Consider the following 15433-nt stretch of genomic DNA (forward strand, 5'->3'; position numbering starts at 1 on the left):
ATAGGTATTATAAATGCTTTTTGTTTATTTCAATGAAATATGATGCTGTAAAGGTTTTGTTGACTTCTAAAGGAATGATGCCTTCCTTTTCAGTTAATTGTTGGTTGGTGGTTTCATTATCACCAACACCAAGCCAAGGTTCAATACAAACAAAATTACCGTTGGTTTTTGCCCAAATGCCTAAATAATCAAAATTGTTGTAGTTTACAGTTAAAACATCCCCATTTTTAGAACTTTTTAGTGTTACTTTTCTAGATGTTAAATCTTTAAAAACTAGCGCATCTTCAGCAAATAAATTGTGAGTTAGCGGCAGCGTTTTTGAATTGTTTAATACCATTTTGGTATTATTAGTCATTAAACTGTTTTCAGTATTTAAAAGGTAAGATTTTGAGTTTTCGGTATGCTCAAACTCTAAGCTGTAATCGTTATAAGTTTCGTTTTCAAAAACCGGACAATTAAATGCAGGGTGCCCACCAAGTGAAAAATAAAGTGTTTTATCATCTATATTTTTTACCGTATGTTTTACTTCAATAATATTATCATTTAAGGTAAAAGTAATATCAAAACTAAATTTAAACGGATACATTTTAAGCAGCACATCATTATACTTAATACCAAAAGTTAAACTGTTTTTACTGCTTTTAATACATGTAATATCACTATTGTTTCTAATAAATCCGTGCTTTGTTAAGTTATATTTTTCGTCTTCAAAAATAAAAGCACCATCTTTTAAAACACCAATAATAGGGAATAGGTTAGGTGCGTGGCTTCCCCATATATTAGGGTTAGCTTGCCACATAAATTGGGTGTTGTTTTTGGTAGATTTAATACTGCATAACTCGGCGCCCTTTTGTTTTACTGAAATTTCAAGAAAATTGTTCTTTAAATGATGCATAATAAAACGTTTTTAAAGTATTACACAAAACTCTTAATTTTTTAAGTAAACTCACTAAATTTGCACATAAATTTTTTTGTTGAGAACTACACAAATTTACAAACCGCAAAATGTTTTGGCTTTTAAAAAGCAAGTATTGCTTTGGGCGCAACAATTTAATGAAGTTGTTTGGTTAGATTCAAACAATTACAAACAAACTCATAGCAATTTTGATGCGGTTTTGGCGGTTAATGCTTCGTCAAGTATTCAAACTAATTACAAAAATGCTTTTAGTAAGCTTAAAACTTACCAGACTGAAGTAAACGACTGGATTTTTGGCTATTTAACATACGATTTAAAAAACGGTATTGAAGCGCTAACATCAAATAATTTTGATGGCTTACAGTTTCCAGATTTGTATTTTTTTCAACCTAAAAAACTCTTTTTATTTAAAGGTGAAACCGTTGAAATTAAATACTTAAATTACCTAAAACATGATATTAAACAAGATTTAAAAGCTATTGGTAGTTTTGAGAATGAAGAATTTAAACAAGTTGAAAAGCATGAAAAAAAGGATAATCAAGTAAAAATTAAACTGCGCATTCACAAAGATGCATATTTTAAGAAAGTTTCAAAAATGCTAAAACATATAAAACATGGTAGTATTTATGAGGCTAATTTTTGTCAAGAATTTTATGCTGAAAACACAACAATTAATCCTTTAGAAACTTATTGTAAGCTCAATGCAATTAGTAGTCCGCCATTTGCTACTTTTGTTAAATTTCACAATAAATATGTATTGAGTGCATCACCCGAGCGTTATATAAAAAAGGAAGGAACTACTGTTATTTCGCAACCTATAAAAGGTACCGCAAAACGCTCAAAAAACAAACAAGAAGATAATACGCTAAAAACCAATTTGAGTAATGATGAAAAAGAGCGTAGTGAAAATATTATGATTGTAGATTTGGTACGAAATGATCTTTCAAAAACCGCAAAAAAAGGTAGTGTTAAAGTAAAAGAATTATGTAAAATATATACTTTTGAACAGGTGCATCAAATGATTTCTACCGTAACATCGCAGGTAGAAACTACCACTCATCCTGTTGATATTATAAAAACAACATTCCCAATGGGAAGCATGACGGGCGCACCAAAAATTTCGGCCATGAAAATTATTGAAACCCTAGAAGAAACCAAACGTGGTTTATATTCTGGCGCCATTGGTTATTTTACACCCAATAATGATTTCGATTTTAACGTAGTTATTAGAAGTATTTTATACAACGCCACAAAAAAATACGTATCTTATTCTGTTGGTGGTGCCATTACAGCAAAAAGCGATCCGCTTAAAGAATACGAAGAATGTTTGGTAAAAGCCAAAGCTATGCGCGAAGTGCTTGAGGGATAGAATTTAACAGTTTTTTCAAGCGGTTATAGTTATAAAAGTAATTGTATTTAAAAATTAATTTTAAACACTACCACTTGCCAACGTTAAAATAAAAACTAAATTTGAGTATGTTAGAAAAACTACAACAACATATAACTCAAAACCTGCCATTTTTAAAAGAAAGTAGACTGTTAATAGCCATTTCTGGTGGTGTAGACAGTGTTGTTTTGGTACACTTATGTTATAATTTGGGCTTAGATGTTTCATTAGCACATTGCAATTTTAATTTACGAGGAAATGAAAGTGATGCCGATGAACAATTTGTAATTGAACTGGCTAATAAACTTGATATTGAAGCTTTTACTGAAAGTTTTGATACCGAAGGCTATTCAGTTTTAAATAAAGTATCCATTCAAATGGCTGCGCGCGAACTGCGCTATTTCTGGTTTGATGAATTAGCCCAACAATTAGAGTTCGATTATATTTTAACAGCACACCATGCCGATGATAATTTAGAAACATTTCTTATAAATTTTTCAAGAGGCACAGGTTTAGATGGGTTAACGGGCATACCCGAAGTGAACAACAAATTTGTGCGTCCGTTACTGCCTTTTTCTCGAGAAAACGTAATAGATTATGCCAAAAGTAATAGTTTAGAATGGCGGGTTGATAGCAGTAATGCCTCAACAAAATATTTAAGAAACAAGTTACGCCACGAAATTATTCCTATTTTAAAAGAAATAAACCCAAGCTTATTACAAAGTTACCAAGGCACCATTAGTAATTTAAGCGATACAGCCGATATTGTTGAAGATTATATGGAACTCTTTTTTGCTGAAGCCATAAATACCATTGAAGATAACAAAATAGTATTTAATATTTCAGCATTTAAAAAGCATAACAACCCCAAAGCTTATTTGTTTGAAACGTTAAAAGAATACGGATTTACAGAGTGGAATGATGTGGTTAATTTACTAGACGCTCAATCTGGTAAATACGTTTTAAGTAACACGCATAGGCTTATAAAACATGGCGAAACTTTATTATTAAGTCACATAGAAACCAACGCCATAAAAACCATTACTATAAATTCATTTTCTGAAGTAATTGAAACTCCTTTTGGTAATATATCATTTACGCAAGTTGATGCCATAGCACACAACGAAGCCAATACAATTTTTGTAGATAAAGCACTTTTAAAACTACCTTTAACTATTAGAAAATGGGAAGTTGGCGATGTATTTTTTCCTTTCGGAATGGTAGGTAAAAAACGTGTTAGCAAATACTTTAAAGACGAAAAATTATCACTTTTAGATAAAGAAAGTTCACTGCTACTATGCTCAGGCGAAGACATTGTTTGGATTTTAAACCGAAGAGCAGATAACCGTTTTAGAGTTACAGATGAAACTAATGAAATTCTAAAAATAGAATTAAAATAGCTTGTATTATTTTAGAGTTTTTTTAATATAATTTTAGGTGTTGATTTTACAAAAACAGATAAAATTTGAAATTACAAGGCAACATAGTAGATATTAAAAACAAACGTATTTTTAAAGGTGAAATTACGGTTGAAAATAATAAAATTATAGCAATAACACCAACAGAACATCATGTAGAAAACTACATTATACCTGGGTTTATAGATGCACATATTCATATTGAAAGTTCAATGCTTGTGCCAAGTGAATTTGCAAAAATAGCAGTAAAACATGGTACAGTAGCCACCGTTTCAGATCCGCATGAAATTGCAAATGTGTGCGGATTAGAAGGTGTTAATTTTATGATTGAAAATGGAAAACAGGTACCGCTTAAATTTAATTTTGGTGCCCCATCTTGTGTGCCCGCTACTGCTTTTGAAACTGCCGGAGCTATTATAAATTCTAATGATATTGAACAATTGCTTCAAAATCCTGATATAAAATATCTCACAGAAATGATGAATTACCCAGGTGTAATTTATAATGACAATGAAGTACATGAAAAACTACGCTTAGCAAAACAATACAACAAACCTATTGATGGGCACGCACCTGGTGTTACAGGTACAGATCTAGACGCATACATAGCGGCGGGTATAACAACAGATCATGAATGTTTTACGTTTGAAGAAGGTTTAGAGAAACTTCAAAAAGGCATGAAATTACTAATTCGTGAGGGTAGTGCAGCAAAAAATTTTGAAGCCTTAATAGATTTATTACCAGAACATTTTGAAAATATTATGTTTTGTAGTGATGATAAACACCCAGACGATTTAATGTTAGGCCACATTAACCAATTATGTGCTAGAGCCGTTGCTAAAAATATAGATGTTTTTAAGGTGTTACAAGCCGCTTGTGTTAATCCTGTAAAACATTACGGATTAGAGGTTGGTTTGTTACAACAAGGTGATTTAGCAGATTTTATTGTGGTTGAAGATTTAGTGCATTTTAAAACATTACAAACCTATATAAATGGAGAATTGGTGTTTGATAATGGTGTGTCTAAAATAGCTTCGGTAACATTTAATACTATTAATAATTTTAATTGTAAACCTAAAAATACAACCGATTTTAAAGTTGAAGCATCATCAAAAAACATACGAGTTATTGAAGCTTTAGAAGGGCAATTAGTAACAAACGAGCTTATTGAAGAAGCTACCATAAAAAACGGGTTTTTAGAATCGAATACCGATAAAGATATTTTAAAAATGACGGTGGTAAACCGATATCAAAACCAAGCACCAGCCATGGCCTTTATTAAGAACTTTGGTTTAAAAACTGGTGCAATAGCATCATCGGTGGGGCATGATTCGCATAACATTATTGCTGTTGGCACAACAGATGAGGCTATTTGTAAAGCAGTAAACTTAATTATTGAAAATAAAGGCGGCATTTGTGCTGTATCACCTTCACAAGAAAATATTTTACCACTACCAATTGCTGGCATAATTAGTGATAAACCAGTTGAAAATGTAGCCAAAGCCTATCAAAATATTGACGCTATGGCAAAAAAAATGGGTAGTAAACTGCATGCACCTTACATGACCTTGTCGTTTATGGCCTTGTTGGTAATTCCGTCGTTAAAATTAAGTGATAAAGGCCTGTTTAATGGCAATATGTTTAAGTTTACTTCTTTATTTTCTGAATAAATGCCTGTAATTAATTCTACTTACAAAGCGCCATTTTTGTTTAAAAATGGGTTTATTTCAACAGTGTATTCTGGTTTGGTAAGGCGTGTGAATGGTGTTATACAAAAACGCGAACGTATTAATTTATCAGATGGTGATTTTTTGGATTTAGATTGGAGCTTTTCCGAAGAAAAAACTAATAAACTCATTATTATTTTACACGGTTTAGAGGGCGATGCCCAAAGGCCTTATATGCTTGGTACAGCTAAACTTTTTAACACTAATAATTTTGATGCCGTTTGTGTTAATTTTAGAGGGTGTAGTGGCGAGGATAATAAACTTTACAGAAGTTATCATTCGGGCGCAACCGAAGATTTACATGCTGTTGTTAAACATGTAATTTCAAAATATAATTACAGCCATATTTATTTAAAAGGAATAAGTTTGGGCGCTAATATTATATTAAAATATTTAGGAGAACAATTGACAGTGCCAGAAATAAAAGGCGCAGTTACAGCTTCGGTGCCATGTTTTTTAAGTGGCTCTAGTGCAGAACTTCACAAACTGAAAAACAAAGCCTACGCTATTAGGTTTTTAAAACATTTAAAAGAGCGTTTAAAATTAAAACTACAAACATTTCCAGAAGAGTTGTCAATTCACGATTTTAATAACATTAAAACCTTAAAAGATTTTGATAATGTTTACACTGCCAAAGCTCATGGTTTTATTAATGCCGAAGATTACTACGCAAAATGCAGTAGTTTGCAATTTATACCCAATATTAAAGTGCCAACACTAATTATAAATGCTTTAAACGATTCGTTTTTATCAGCAGAATGTTACCCCGTTAAAGAAGCCAAATCTTCAGAATTTATTTTTTTAGAAATGCCTAACCATGGCGGTCATGTTGCATTTATTGATAAAAATAATGTGTATTATAATGAGCGCAGAGCTTTAGATTTTTTAATGCAACACACTTAAATATAAAATGCCGAAGAGTGCTTAATATCTTTTAAAACAAAGGTGCTGTTTAGTACGCCAATATTATCAATTTTAGATAGTTTATATTTTACAAAGTTGTGGTAATCTTCTAAATCACGGGTATTAATTTTTAAAATAAAATCTACCTGTCCTGCCATGTGGTAGCATTCTTGTACTTCTTCTAAATTTTGAACTTGAGCTTCAAAATGCTCAATAAACTCTTTGCTATGGTAGCGCATTGAAACTTGGCAAATGGTTGTTACAGGACGTTTAATAAGTTTTTTGTCTAAAATGGCTACATACTTTTTTATAAAACCTTGGTTTTCTAAGCGTCTAATGCGTTCATAAACTGGCGAGGTTGTTAAGTTTAGTTTTTTTGCTATTTCTTTAGCTGTTTTTTTAGAATCTTGTTGTAAAATTCTTAAAATGGTTAAGTCGGTTTCATCTAAATGTTCCATCATTTGACAATAAAATTTGTGTTTTACTAAATAAAAAATAGTATTTCAAAAGTAATAATAATTTTAAAACAATTAATATGAAGTAAAAATTACTTAATTATAGTTAATATTCGGTTTTATAAATTGCATATATTAATTTTGTTGATAATAAAAGCTGAACGAAATGATTTTGATTATTGGTGCAAACGGACAATTAGGAACTGTACTTACAGAAGCCTTAATAGAAAAGTATGGCAATGATAATGTGTTAGCTACCGATGTTTCTAAAAAAGAAATCAATACAGGTTTGTTTGAAGTGGTTGATGCTATAAACATAGATGTTTTGCAGGCTATTGTAAAAAAATATAAAGTATCTCAAATTTATCATTTAGCAGCTATTTTATCGGCAAAAGGTGAGCAAAACCCACTTTTAAGCTGGGATATTAACACTAAAACTTTATTAAACGTTTTAGAGGTTTCAAGATTAAATAACGTTAAAAAAGTTTTTTACCCAAGTTCAATAGCTGTTTTTGGTAGTAATGCATCCAAAAGGCTCACCCCAAATAATGCCGTTTTAAATCCAGAAACGGTTTACGGCATTAGTAAAGTTGCTGGCGAAAATTGGGCGCAGTATTATTATAAGAAATATAATTTAGATGTACGCTCATTGCGTTATCCGGGTATTATTGGTTACCAATCTTTACCCGGTGGTGGTACAACAGATTATGCGGTTGATATTTTTCATAAAGCCGTTATTGGGCAACCGTTTTCATGTTTTTTAAAAGCAGATACGGCGTTGCCAATGATGTTTATTGATGATGCTATTAGAGCTACTATTGAATTGATGGAAGCTCCTTCACATAAAATAAAAACGCGTACATCATATAACATTGCAGGTGTAAGTTTTACGCCCAAGCAAATCGCTACGGTTATTAAAGAAAGAATAACTAATTTTAGTATTAATTATAACCCAGATTTCAGACAAAATATTGCTAATAGTTGGCCAGAAAGTATTGATGACTCTGAAGCTAAAAAAGATTGGGGTTGGCAACCACAATTTAACCTAAAAGCTTTAACTGATATTATGTTAGAAAAACTTAAAGAACACTATAAACAAGCCGTTTAAACACCATAAAAAAACACATTATGTACACAAATATTAAAGCACAATTACAAGAAGAAATAAATGCTATAAAAACAGCAGGTTTGTATAAAAATGAACGTGTAATTACAACACCTCAAGGTTCACAAATTTCAACAACTAAATCTTCTGAAGTTTTAAATTTTTGTGCTAATAATTATTTAGGGTTATCATCACACCCAGAAGTAATTGCAGCAGGAAAAGCAGCTATTGATAGTCATGGGTACGGTTTATCTTCAGTGCGTTTTATTTGTGGTACACAAGATATTCACAAAGAATTAGAGCGTAAAACAGCTGCCTTTTTAGGTATGGAAGATTGTATTTTATATGCTGCTGCTTTTGATGCTAACGGAGGAGTTTTTGAGCCTATTTTAAATGCGGAAGATGCTATCATTTCTGATGCTTTAAACCACGCATCTATTATTGATGGTATTCGTTTGTGTAAAGCGCAAAGATTTAGATACAATCATAATGATATGAACGCTTTAGAGGCTAAGTTAATTGAAGCTAAAGATGCCAGAAGAAAATTGATTGTAACAGATGGTTCTTTCTCAATGGACGGTACCATAGCTCAATTAGATAAAATTTGTGATTTAGCCGATAAATACGGTGCTATGGTTATGGTTGACGAGTGTCATTCTACTGGTTTTTTAGGAAAAACAGGCCGTGGAACACATGAGTACAGAAACGTAATGGGTAGAGTTGATATTATTACCGGTACCTACGGTAAAGCGCTGGGTGGTGCTTCGGGCGGATTTACGGCAGCAAGAAAAGAAATTGTTGATTTATTAAGGCAACGCTCTAGGCCTTATTTATTTTCAAATACTGTAGCACCGTCCATTGTTGGTGCTTCTATTAAAGTGTTAGATATTTTAAGCGAATCAACGCATTTAAGAGATACATTAGAGGAAAATACAAAGTATTTTAGAACAGAAATGACCAATGCTGGTTTTGATATTGTTCCTGGTGATCATCCTATTGTACCCGTTATGCTATATGAAGCAACTTTGGCTCAAGAATTTGCTTCAAAATTATTAGAAGAAGGTATTTATGTTATAGGTTTTTTCTATCCTGTTGTGCCAAAAGGCAAAGCTAGAATTAGAGTGCAATTATCTGCTGCACATAATAAAACACAATTAGATAAGGCCATTGCAGCTTTTTCAAAAGTAGGAAAAATATTAAACGTTATATAAGTAAATAAAAATTAGTTAAAGCTAAAATAGTGGTTGCTACAGGTAATTTTGCCTACGTTAAGTGCTTGTTAAAATTATAGGTTTGGTGTTTTTGTAATTACATTTTTAGTAATTTAATACCAAAATATTAACTATGCCAACATTTAACTTAAAAATTAACAACAAAAACCATACTGTAAATGCAGATATGGACACACCTTTACTTTGGGTGTTAAGAGATCATTTAAACCTTGTAGGTACTAAATTTGGCTGCGGAATAGGGCAGTGTGGTGCTTGTAGTGTGCATGTAGATGGTAATGTAATGAGAAGTTGCTTAATACAAGTATCTCAAGCCGAAGAAATGAATATTACAACTATTGAAGGCCTTTCAGAAAATGGCACTCACCCAGTGCAAGAAGCTTGGAAAGCTATTGATGTGCCACAATGCGGCTATTGTCAAGCAGGACAAATAATGACGGCCTCCGCTTTTTTACAACAAAACCCCAATCCTTCAGAAACTGAAATTAGAAACGCTATGCATGGTAATATTTGCCGTTGTGCATCATACAATAGCATTGAAGAAGCAGTAAAAGTGGCTGCCGAAAAAATGAGTTAATTTCAACCAAAAAAAAGAAAACATGGAACCTTCAAATAAAATAAATTTCAGCAGAAGATCATTCTTAAAAACCTCTGCTTTAGCCAGTGGCGGTATGTTAATTGGTTTTAACTTGTTTAATGCTTGTAAGCAAGATGTTAAAATGCCAGTAGATTTAAGTACGCTAAATTATAACGATTTTAATGCCTTCATAAAAATTTCACCCGAAGGGAAAGTTACTATTTTTGCACCCAACCCCGAAATTGGCCAAGGTGTAAAAACCTCAATGCCAATGCTTATTGCAGAAGAATTAGACGTGCTTTGGGATGATGTGTATGTGGTACAAGCACCTTTAGATACCGAAAATTACACACGCCAATTGGCAGGTGGTAGCCAATCATTACGTTTGGCTTGGGAACCGCTAAGGCAAACTGGTGCTACAGCAAAACAAATGTTGGTAAATGCTGCAGCAGCAAAATGGGGCGTAAATGCTTCAGAATGCAAAGCAAAACAAGGTGTTATTACAAATGCAAAAGGCGAAACTTTAGGTTATGGCGATGTGGTTTTAGAAGCTGCACAACTTGAAGTTCCTGAAAATGTAACCCTAAAAGAACCTAAAGATTTTACCATTATTGGCCAAGGTATTGCAAATGTTGATATAGATGAAATTATAACAGGTAAACCACTTTTTGGTTTAGATTATAAAGAAGAAGGCATGTTGTATGCATCTGTATTACGTCCGCCTGCTTTTGGTCAAATTTTAGATACTTTTGATGCTTCCGAAGCTAAAAAAATACCCGGTGTTGTTGATGTAATTACTATTGGTGATAAAGCAAAAGCATATTTAGAAGGAGATAAACCAAACTGGACAGCCCAACTTAGTAAAAGTAATAAAGTGGTTGTACTTGCCAAAACAACTTGGGATGCTTTTAAAGGCAAAAAGGCCATAAAAGCAACTTGGAAAGAAGATTCTGCTTTAGAAAGTACTGAGTTTCACAATAAAAAATTAAATGAAATTTTAGAAGGTTCTAAATTTAATACACGCAGAAAAGATGGCGATGTTAAAAAAGCATTTGCACAAGCAGATAAGGTTTTAGAGCGTACTTATGAAGCGCCCTTTTTACCACACAACACATTAGAGCCAATGAACTTTTTTGCCGATGTTAATGATGAAAAAGTACGTTTAGTTGGCCCAGTACAAACACCGGAAGATGCTGCCAAAACAGTAGCAGCTTTATTAGGCAGAAATATAGAAGATATTACTGTTGAAATGACTAGAATGGGTGGTGGTTTTGGAAGAAGGCTATATGGCGATTTTGTGTATGAAGCAGCCGAAATTTCAGATAAAATTAAGAAACCTATTAAAATGGTATCTTCTAGGGAGGATGACATGACAACGGGTGTGTATCGTCCTTCAACTAAATATAAAATTGCAGCTTCTATAAAAGATGGCAAAGTAACAGGTTATCATTTAAAAGAGGCGTGTATTAACGGTAATATGTACGGGTTAATACCAAACTTTTTTCCAGCAGCAGCCATAGAAAATTATCAAGTTGATACGGCAAACTATAAAAGTAATATAACAACCGGTGCTTGGAGAGCGCCATATACTAATTTTTTAGCGAGTGCAGAACAGAGTTTCTTTGATGAATTAGCTGAAGAAATAGGCATAGATAGGGTACAATTACATATGGATTTACTAGATAATGTAAAAAACAATCCAGACCCTAAAATAGAATATAATCCAGACAGGTTACAAGGTGTTTTAAAGTTAGCTGTTGAAAAATCTAATTGGGGAAACACAGCTGAAGGTGTTTACCAAGGTTTGGCAGTGTATTATTGCCACAATACGCATGTAGCTGAGGTAGCCGACATAACAATGGAAAATGGAGTGCCTAATGTAAAAAAAGTAACCTGCGCAGTAGATTGTGGTATTGTTGTTAATCCGTTAGGTGCCTTAAATCAAATAAAAGGTGGTGTTTTAGATGGTATTGGTCATGCAATGTATTCAGATTTTGTGTTTGATAACGGTGTTCCACAGTCTAATAACTTTAATAGTTATCAATTAATTAGAATGGGGCAAACCCCTAAAGTAGATGTGTTTTTTGTTGAAAATAATATAGCTCCAACTGGTTTAGGTGAACCAACTTTGCCACCCGTAGGCGGCGCTGTTGCTAATGCTATTTACAAAGCTACAGGCCAACGCTTAACTAAGCAACCTTATATGAATAATTTACAAGCTAAAAAGGTTGTAGGCTAAACAATAATAAAAAAGATAAAAAAAAGCGAGTATTATTTAACTCGCTTTTTTATTTGTTAAATTTCTTTACCAAGAAATGCTTGGAACTTTTTGGGGTTACCATCAGCATCGCCAGTAAGTAAATAGTAAACCATTCCTGCATCTGAAATATCTGCTCTAAATTCTTTATGCTTTTTCATACTTTCCCAAAGCCATACAAAATCGGGGTTTTTGCTATCTCTTAACCAATGCCAAACACTCCAATCATGCAGTGAACTCCATCCTTCGTTGGGGTTGTTTTTATTGTTTTGGTCTTTAATTCTTTTAAATTTTAAACGGTTTTCACTTAACTTTAAAACATCATCAATAGTGTGATGGTCTGGTCTTCTTAAATGATTATCATTATAATTACTGTGTGAAATAATGTAAACGTAAGAAAGAACATCTGCTTTACCTTCATCAATAACTTGTTTTACAGTTTGATATAAAAATTCTGAAGGTCCCATGTTAACAAAAAACAATGGGTCATTTTCTGTAGATTTTAATATTTCAACTTTTAAATGATTTATAGCTTGTTTTTTATGCGTGCCAACATCAAAAAATACAGATTTATTAAAATGCCATCGTTCTACAGAACCATCAACCCCTTCTTTCATGTAATTACGCACCGTTGTATGAGGTGGCGAAGGCATAAAATTATTGTAAGAGTAATGAACAAGTTTGTTTTGTAATTTTTTTTTAGCAAGTATAGCTAAAGTGGCAGGTGTTGCACCCCAATCATCGGGGTCTGCGTAATTATAACGTCCTGTATACTCTAAATCAGGTTGTGCGTTACCATCTGCACTACAAGCAATTCTATTGTTTTTGTATGTGGGTATTTGAGCAAATGCTAAATATGGTGTAATTATAAAAATAAGTACAACTTTTAAAACTTGGTGTGTCATGTGTTTATTAAGTATGGTTATTATTTGTTATTCACAAACTATATTTTCGGTAAGGTTTTTGCTTTTATTTTTAGCATCGTCATCTGGCATACCTGAAGAAAGTACTAGTTTATCTAATTGAAAAAACTCAGATCTGGCACAAATTTTTAAAGTGTATTCACCTGCTTCAGGAAATCTTGCACGCATCCATGAGCTAGATTTTGGGTTGTGTAAATCTAAAGCACCACCATAGGTGAATTCACCTTTACCACGGCTTACAAATTTTTCATAATGTTCTAAAGTATAATCGGCATCGTTAACTCTAGCCAAACCAATATTTCCTGGGAAATAAATCCAAACGTCGTTAGATTTATCACCTTCGGCTTCATCAGGTTGTCTCATGTACCACCTAACTAAGTATGTTGCTGGGGCATCTACCGTAAATTTTACCGTAATTTCATGATCTAAGTTTTGAGTTTGGTAGCTATTAGCGCCATAATATTCAATGTACTTACCTGCAGAAGCTTTTTCATCTTCAACGATGCGCCATTTTCCTTTTAAATCAAAACTTTCGGCTTCAATTATTAATAAGCCATCTTTGTTTGTGATTTTGCAAGTTTCATTTTCGGTGTTGCTTTCTTCTTCTTCTTCTTCTTCTTCTTTTGTTTCATCGGTAATTTGTGTTTGTTCTTCTTTTGAAGATTCATCGTTACTGTCTCCACAAGAAAACATTAAAAAGAACACAGATAGTAATGTTAATAAGGTTTTTTTCATCATAAAATAGTTTAGTTGTTGGTAATTATGTGTTGTAGTTAAAATTATAATACTACATTATTAATCTATTGTAAGTAAAAATAGGTTTTAAGTTTTTAAATCATGATAAAAAACAACTTAGCAATAACTTTACTGTGTTGTTTGTTGTGCTAAAATGAACTATACAATCATGTTTTTTTTATACATTTAATTGTTTAGTGAAAAACGTTATTTTTAAGTATGAAGAATTTTTTAATAACCTGTTTAATTTTTGTTTGTGTTAGTAAGTTGTTATTTAGCAGTAATGTTAATTCTTATAAAGAATACCAAAACATTGAAATTAATAATATTACTGTAAACAATGATACTATATTTCAAATTAAAAATCATTTAAAATTAGCTGATGAAAACAAAAATAAAGGTTTATATGCCTTTGCATATGGGCATTTATGGGATGCTTTGTTGTTAGTTGAACAAACGGCAAATTTTAAAGAGTTGGCTAATATTCATGATGAATTGGGTGTGCTGTATGGTATTTACGGACGAGATAAAATGGCAATTCATCATAAAAAATTAGCGTTATTCTATACAAAAAAAGATAGCGTTTTAGGTGGGGAAAAATCAAAGAAATTAACAAAAGCTTACTATAATTTGGCGGTGCAATATAGAAAGGCAAAACAATATGATAGTAGTTTGGTGTATTTAGATTCTTGTTTGTACATACATAAAACAACTTTACAAATTAAAAAAAGCAACCCTTATTTTTTAGCCGAAAAAGGTTATGTGCTTTTACAACAAAATAAAGTTAACGAGGCTGAAGATTACTTATTACAATCAAAACATATTTTTGAAAATTATAAAGAAGAGAAAAATTATACTATAATTATTTATTCGTTTTTGGGAGATTTATATTTTGAAAAGACAAATAATAATGAAGCTTTAAAGTTTTATAAACTAAGCTTACAAAAAATTGATAGTTTAAAAGCGCACACAGATTTAAAGCCAGACATATTAAAAAAAACATCTGAAGTATTACAAAAACAAGGATATTTAAATGAGGCGTTTAATTATTTAAATGCCTCAACTAAAATATCAGACAGTCTCTTTAGTGTTAGAAATAAAAGTAACAATCAGTTATTTGAGGTAAGAAACAAGTACCAAGAAACTATAGATAGCAAGGAAGCTTTTATAACCAAACAACAAAATATAATTGAGAAAAAAAGCTTAATACAATCGCGTTTATTAGTTGTAATAGCACTTGTTTTACTTTGTGCAATATTGGTGGTAATAGGTTTTTACCACAATGCTAAAGTTAAAAAATTACAATACGCCAAACAAAATGAAGCCATTAAAACCCAACACGAAAAAGAAAAGTTAAATATAAATTTAGAGTATAAACGTAAAGAACTTACCGTATCTGCACTTCAGCTTATAGAAAAGGACAAAAAAGTAAATTACTTACTAAAAATTATAAAGGAGAAGGCTCCAGAAATTTATAAAAAAACTAAAGATGATGTTATTAAAGAAAACACAAACATGTGGGAACGTTTTAATGTAAGGTTTACTGAAGTGAATTCTAATTTTTATAAGGCTTTAAGAAAAAAATATCCTAACTTAACACCAACAGAACAAAAACATTGCGCTTTAATACGGCTGAAATTTGATAGCAAAGAAATGGCTTCGCTTTTAAACATATCTATAAATAGTGTACATATATCTAGGCATAGAATTAGAAAAAAAATTGGCTTAAAAAGAGAAGATAATTTAACAGATTGTATTGCCGATATTTAAAAAATACTGTTTTTAGAGGTCTTTAATAACA

At 31.9% G+C, this 15433-nt stretch carries 13 protein-coding genes; 9 read left to right on the forward strand and 4 right to left on the reverse strand.

Translation table 11 applies throughout. The features are described 5' to 3' along the window. Window positions 1-7: 7 nt before the first annotated feature. The gene (locus tag ACYX4H_RS11730) at window positions 8-895 is read right to left on the reverse strand and encodes an aldose 1-epimerase family protein (RefSeq protein WP_476236455.1); all 888 of its coding nucleotides are present in this window, start codon (window positions 893-895) and stop codon (window positions 8-10) included. Between the two features lie 115 nt (window positions 896-1010). Here ACYX4H_RS11730 and pabB point away from each other — a divergent pair, with 115 nt between their 5' ends. The 4 genes from pabB to ACYX4H_RS11750 all read left to right on the forward strand — a co-directional run bounded on the left by pabB (window position 1011) and on the right by ACYX4H_RS11750 (window position 6351). Then, window positions 1011-2285, forward strand: coding sequence for an aminodeoxychorismate synthase component I (gene pabB / locus ACYX4H_RS11735; RefSeq protein WP_476236456.1), 1275 nt, complete (start codon window positions 1011-1013; stop codon window positions 2283-2285). A 107-nt stretch (window positions 2286-2392) separates the two neighbouring features. After that, window positions 2393-3703 carry a tRNA lysidine(34) synthetase TilS gene (gene tilS, locus ACYX4H_RS11740; protein WP_476236457.1) on the forward strand — a complete coding sequence of 437 codons (1311 nt, stop codon included), beginning with the start codon at window positions 2393-2395 and terminating at the stop codon, window positions 3701-3703. A 65-nt stretch (window positions 3704-3768) separates the two neighbouring features. Next, window positions 3769-5391, forward strand: coding sequence for an adenine deaminase (gene ade, locus ACYX4H_RS11745; protein ID WP_476236458.1), 1623 nt, complete (start codon window positions 3769-3771; stop codon window positions 5389-5391). Continuing rightward, window positions 5392-6351 (forward strand): YheT family hydrolase, encoded by a 960-nt coding sequence (locus ACYX4H_RS11750; RefSeq protein WP_476236460.1) that lies wholly within the window; start codon window positions 5392-5394, stop codon window positions 6349-6351. It abuts the gene before it with no gap. Here ACYX4H_RS11750 and ACYX4H_RS11755 read toward each other — a convergent pair. Further along, window positions 6348-6812, reverse strand: coding sequence for an Lrp/AsnC family transcriptional regulator (locus tag ACYX4H_RS11755; protein WP_475295972.1), 465 nt, complete (start codon window positions 6810-6812; stop codon window positions 6348-6350). The two genes, ACYX4H_RS11750 and ACYX4H_RS11755, sit on opposite strands and share 4 nt — an antisense overlap. A gap of 160 nt (window positions 6813-6972) precedes the next feature. Between ACYX4H_RS11755 and ACYX4H_RS11760 the strand changes: the two genes are divergently transcribed. From ACYX4H_RS11760 to ACYX4H_RS11775, 4 genes are all read left to right on the forward strand, one after another. Further along, on the forward strand, window positions 6973-7914 hold the full coding sequence (locus ACYX4H_RS11760) for an NAD-dependent epimerase/dehydratase family protein (RefSeq protein WP_476236462.1): 942 nt from the start codon (window positions 6973-6975) through the stop codon (window positions 7912-7914). A gap of 20 nt (window positions 7915-7934) precedes the next feature. Beyond that, a complete protein-coding gene (gene kbl, locus ACYX4H_RS11765) occupies window positions 7935-9122 on the forward strand; it encodes a glycine C-acetyltransferase (RefSeq protein ID WP_476236463.1) in 1188 nt (395 codons plus the stop codon). 133 nt (window positions 9123-9255) lie between these two features. Next, window positions 9256-9717 (forward strand): (2Fe-2S)-binding protein, encoded by a 462-nt coding sequence (locus ACYX4H_RS11770; RefSeq protein ID WP_475295975.1) that lies wholly within the window; start codon window positions 9256-9258, stop codon window positions 9715-9717. Window positions 9718-9739: 22 nt separating this feature from the next. Beyond that, complete coding sequence (locus tag ACYX4H_RS11775; RefSeq protein WP_476236465.1) at window positions 9740-11956, forward strand: xanthine dehydrogenase family protein molybdopterin-binding subunit; 2217 nt, start codon at window positions 9740-9742, stop codon at window positions 11954-11956. 56 nt (window positions 11957-12012) lie between these two features. Here ACYX4H_RS11775 and ACYX4H_RS11780 read toward each other — a convergent pair whose 3' ends face one another. Both ACYX4H_RS11780 and ACYX4H_RS11785 read right to left on the reverse strand, forming a co-directional pair. Continuing rightward, entirely contained in the window at window positions 12013-12879 is an 867-nt protein-coding gene (locus ACYX4H_RS11780) for a hypothetical protein (protein ID WP_476236466.1), read from the reverse strand. Window positions 12880-12906: 27 nt separating this feature from the next. After that, window positions 12907-13635 carry a hypothetical protein gene (locus ACYX4H_RS11785; protein WP_476236468.1) on the reverse strand — a complete coding sequence of 243 codons (729 nt, stop codon included), beginning with the start codon at window positions 13633-13635 and terminating at the stop codon, window positions 12907-12909. A gap of 216 nt (window positions 13636-13851) precedes the next feature. Here ACYX4H_RS11785 and ACYX4H_RS11790 point away from each other — a divergent pair, with 216 nt between their 5' ends. Then, window positions 13852-15402, forward strand: coding sequence for a hypothetical protein (locus ACYX4H_RS11790; protein ID WP_476236469.1), 1551 nt, complete (start codon window positions 13852-13854; stop codon window positions 15400-15402). Window positions 15403-15433 lie beyond the last annotated feature (31 nt).

The sequence above is a fragment of the Seonamhaeicola sp. ABD4_340 genome (genome assembly GCF_056312135.1).

What these genes read in the sequence shown, in the direction of transcription:
- ACYX4H_RS11730 (WP_476236455.1), bottom strand. Translation starts at nt 895, where the DNA reads ATGCATCATTTAAAGAACAATTTTCTTGAAATTTCAGTAAAACAAAAG.
- tilS (WP_476236457.1), top strand. Translation starts at nt 2,393, where the DNA reads ATGTTAGAAAAACTACAACAACATATAACTCAAAACCTGCCATTTTTA.
- ACYX4H_RS11750 (WP_476236460.1), top strand. Translation starts at nt 5,392, where the DNA reads ATGCCTGTAATTAATTCTACTTACAAAGCGCCATTTTTGTTTAAAAAT.
- ACYX4H_RS11755 (WP_475295972.1), bottom strand. Translation starts at nt 6,812, where the DNA reads ATGATGGAACATTTAGATGAAACCGACTTAACCATTTTAAGAATTTTA.
- ACYX4H_RS11760 (WP_476236462.1), top strand. Translation starts at nt 6,973, where the DNA reads ATGATTTTGATTATTGGTGCAAACGGACAATTAGGAACTGTACTTACA.
- kbl (WP_476236463.1), top strand. Translation starts at nt 7,935, where the DNA reads ATGTACACAAATATTAAAGCACAATTACAAGAAGAAATAAATGCTATA.
- ACYX4H_RS11770 (WP_475295975.1), top strand. Translation starts at nt 9,256, where the DNA reads ATGCCAACATTTAACTTAAAAATTAACAACAAAAACCATACTGTAAAT.
- ACYX4H_RS11775 (WP_476236465.1), top strand. Translation starts at nt 9,740, where the DNA reads ATGGAACCTTCAAATAAAATAAATTTCAGCAGAAGATCATTCTTAAAA.
- ACYX4H_RS11780 (WP_476236466.1), bottom strand. Translation starts at nt 12,879, where the DNA reads ATGACACACCAAGTTTTAAAAGTTGTACTTATTTTTATAATTACACCA.
- ACYX4H_RS11785 (WP_476236468.1), bottom strand. Translation starts at nt 13,635, where the DNA reads ATGATGAAAAAAACCTTATTAACATTACTATCTGTGTTCTTTTTAATG.
- ACYX4H_RS11790 (WP_476236469.1), top strand. Translation starts at nt 13,852, where the DNA reads ATGAAGAATTTTTTAATAACCTGTTTAATTTTTGTTTGTGTTAGTAAG.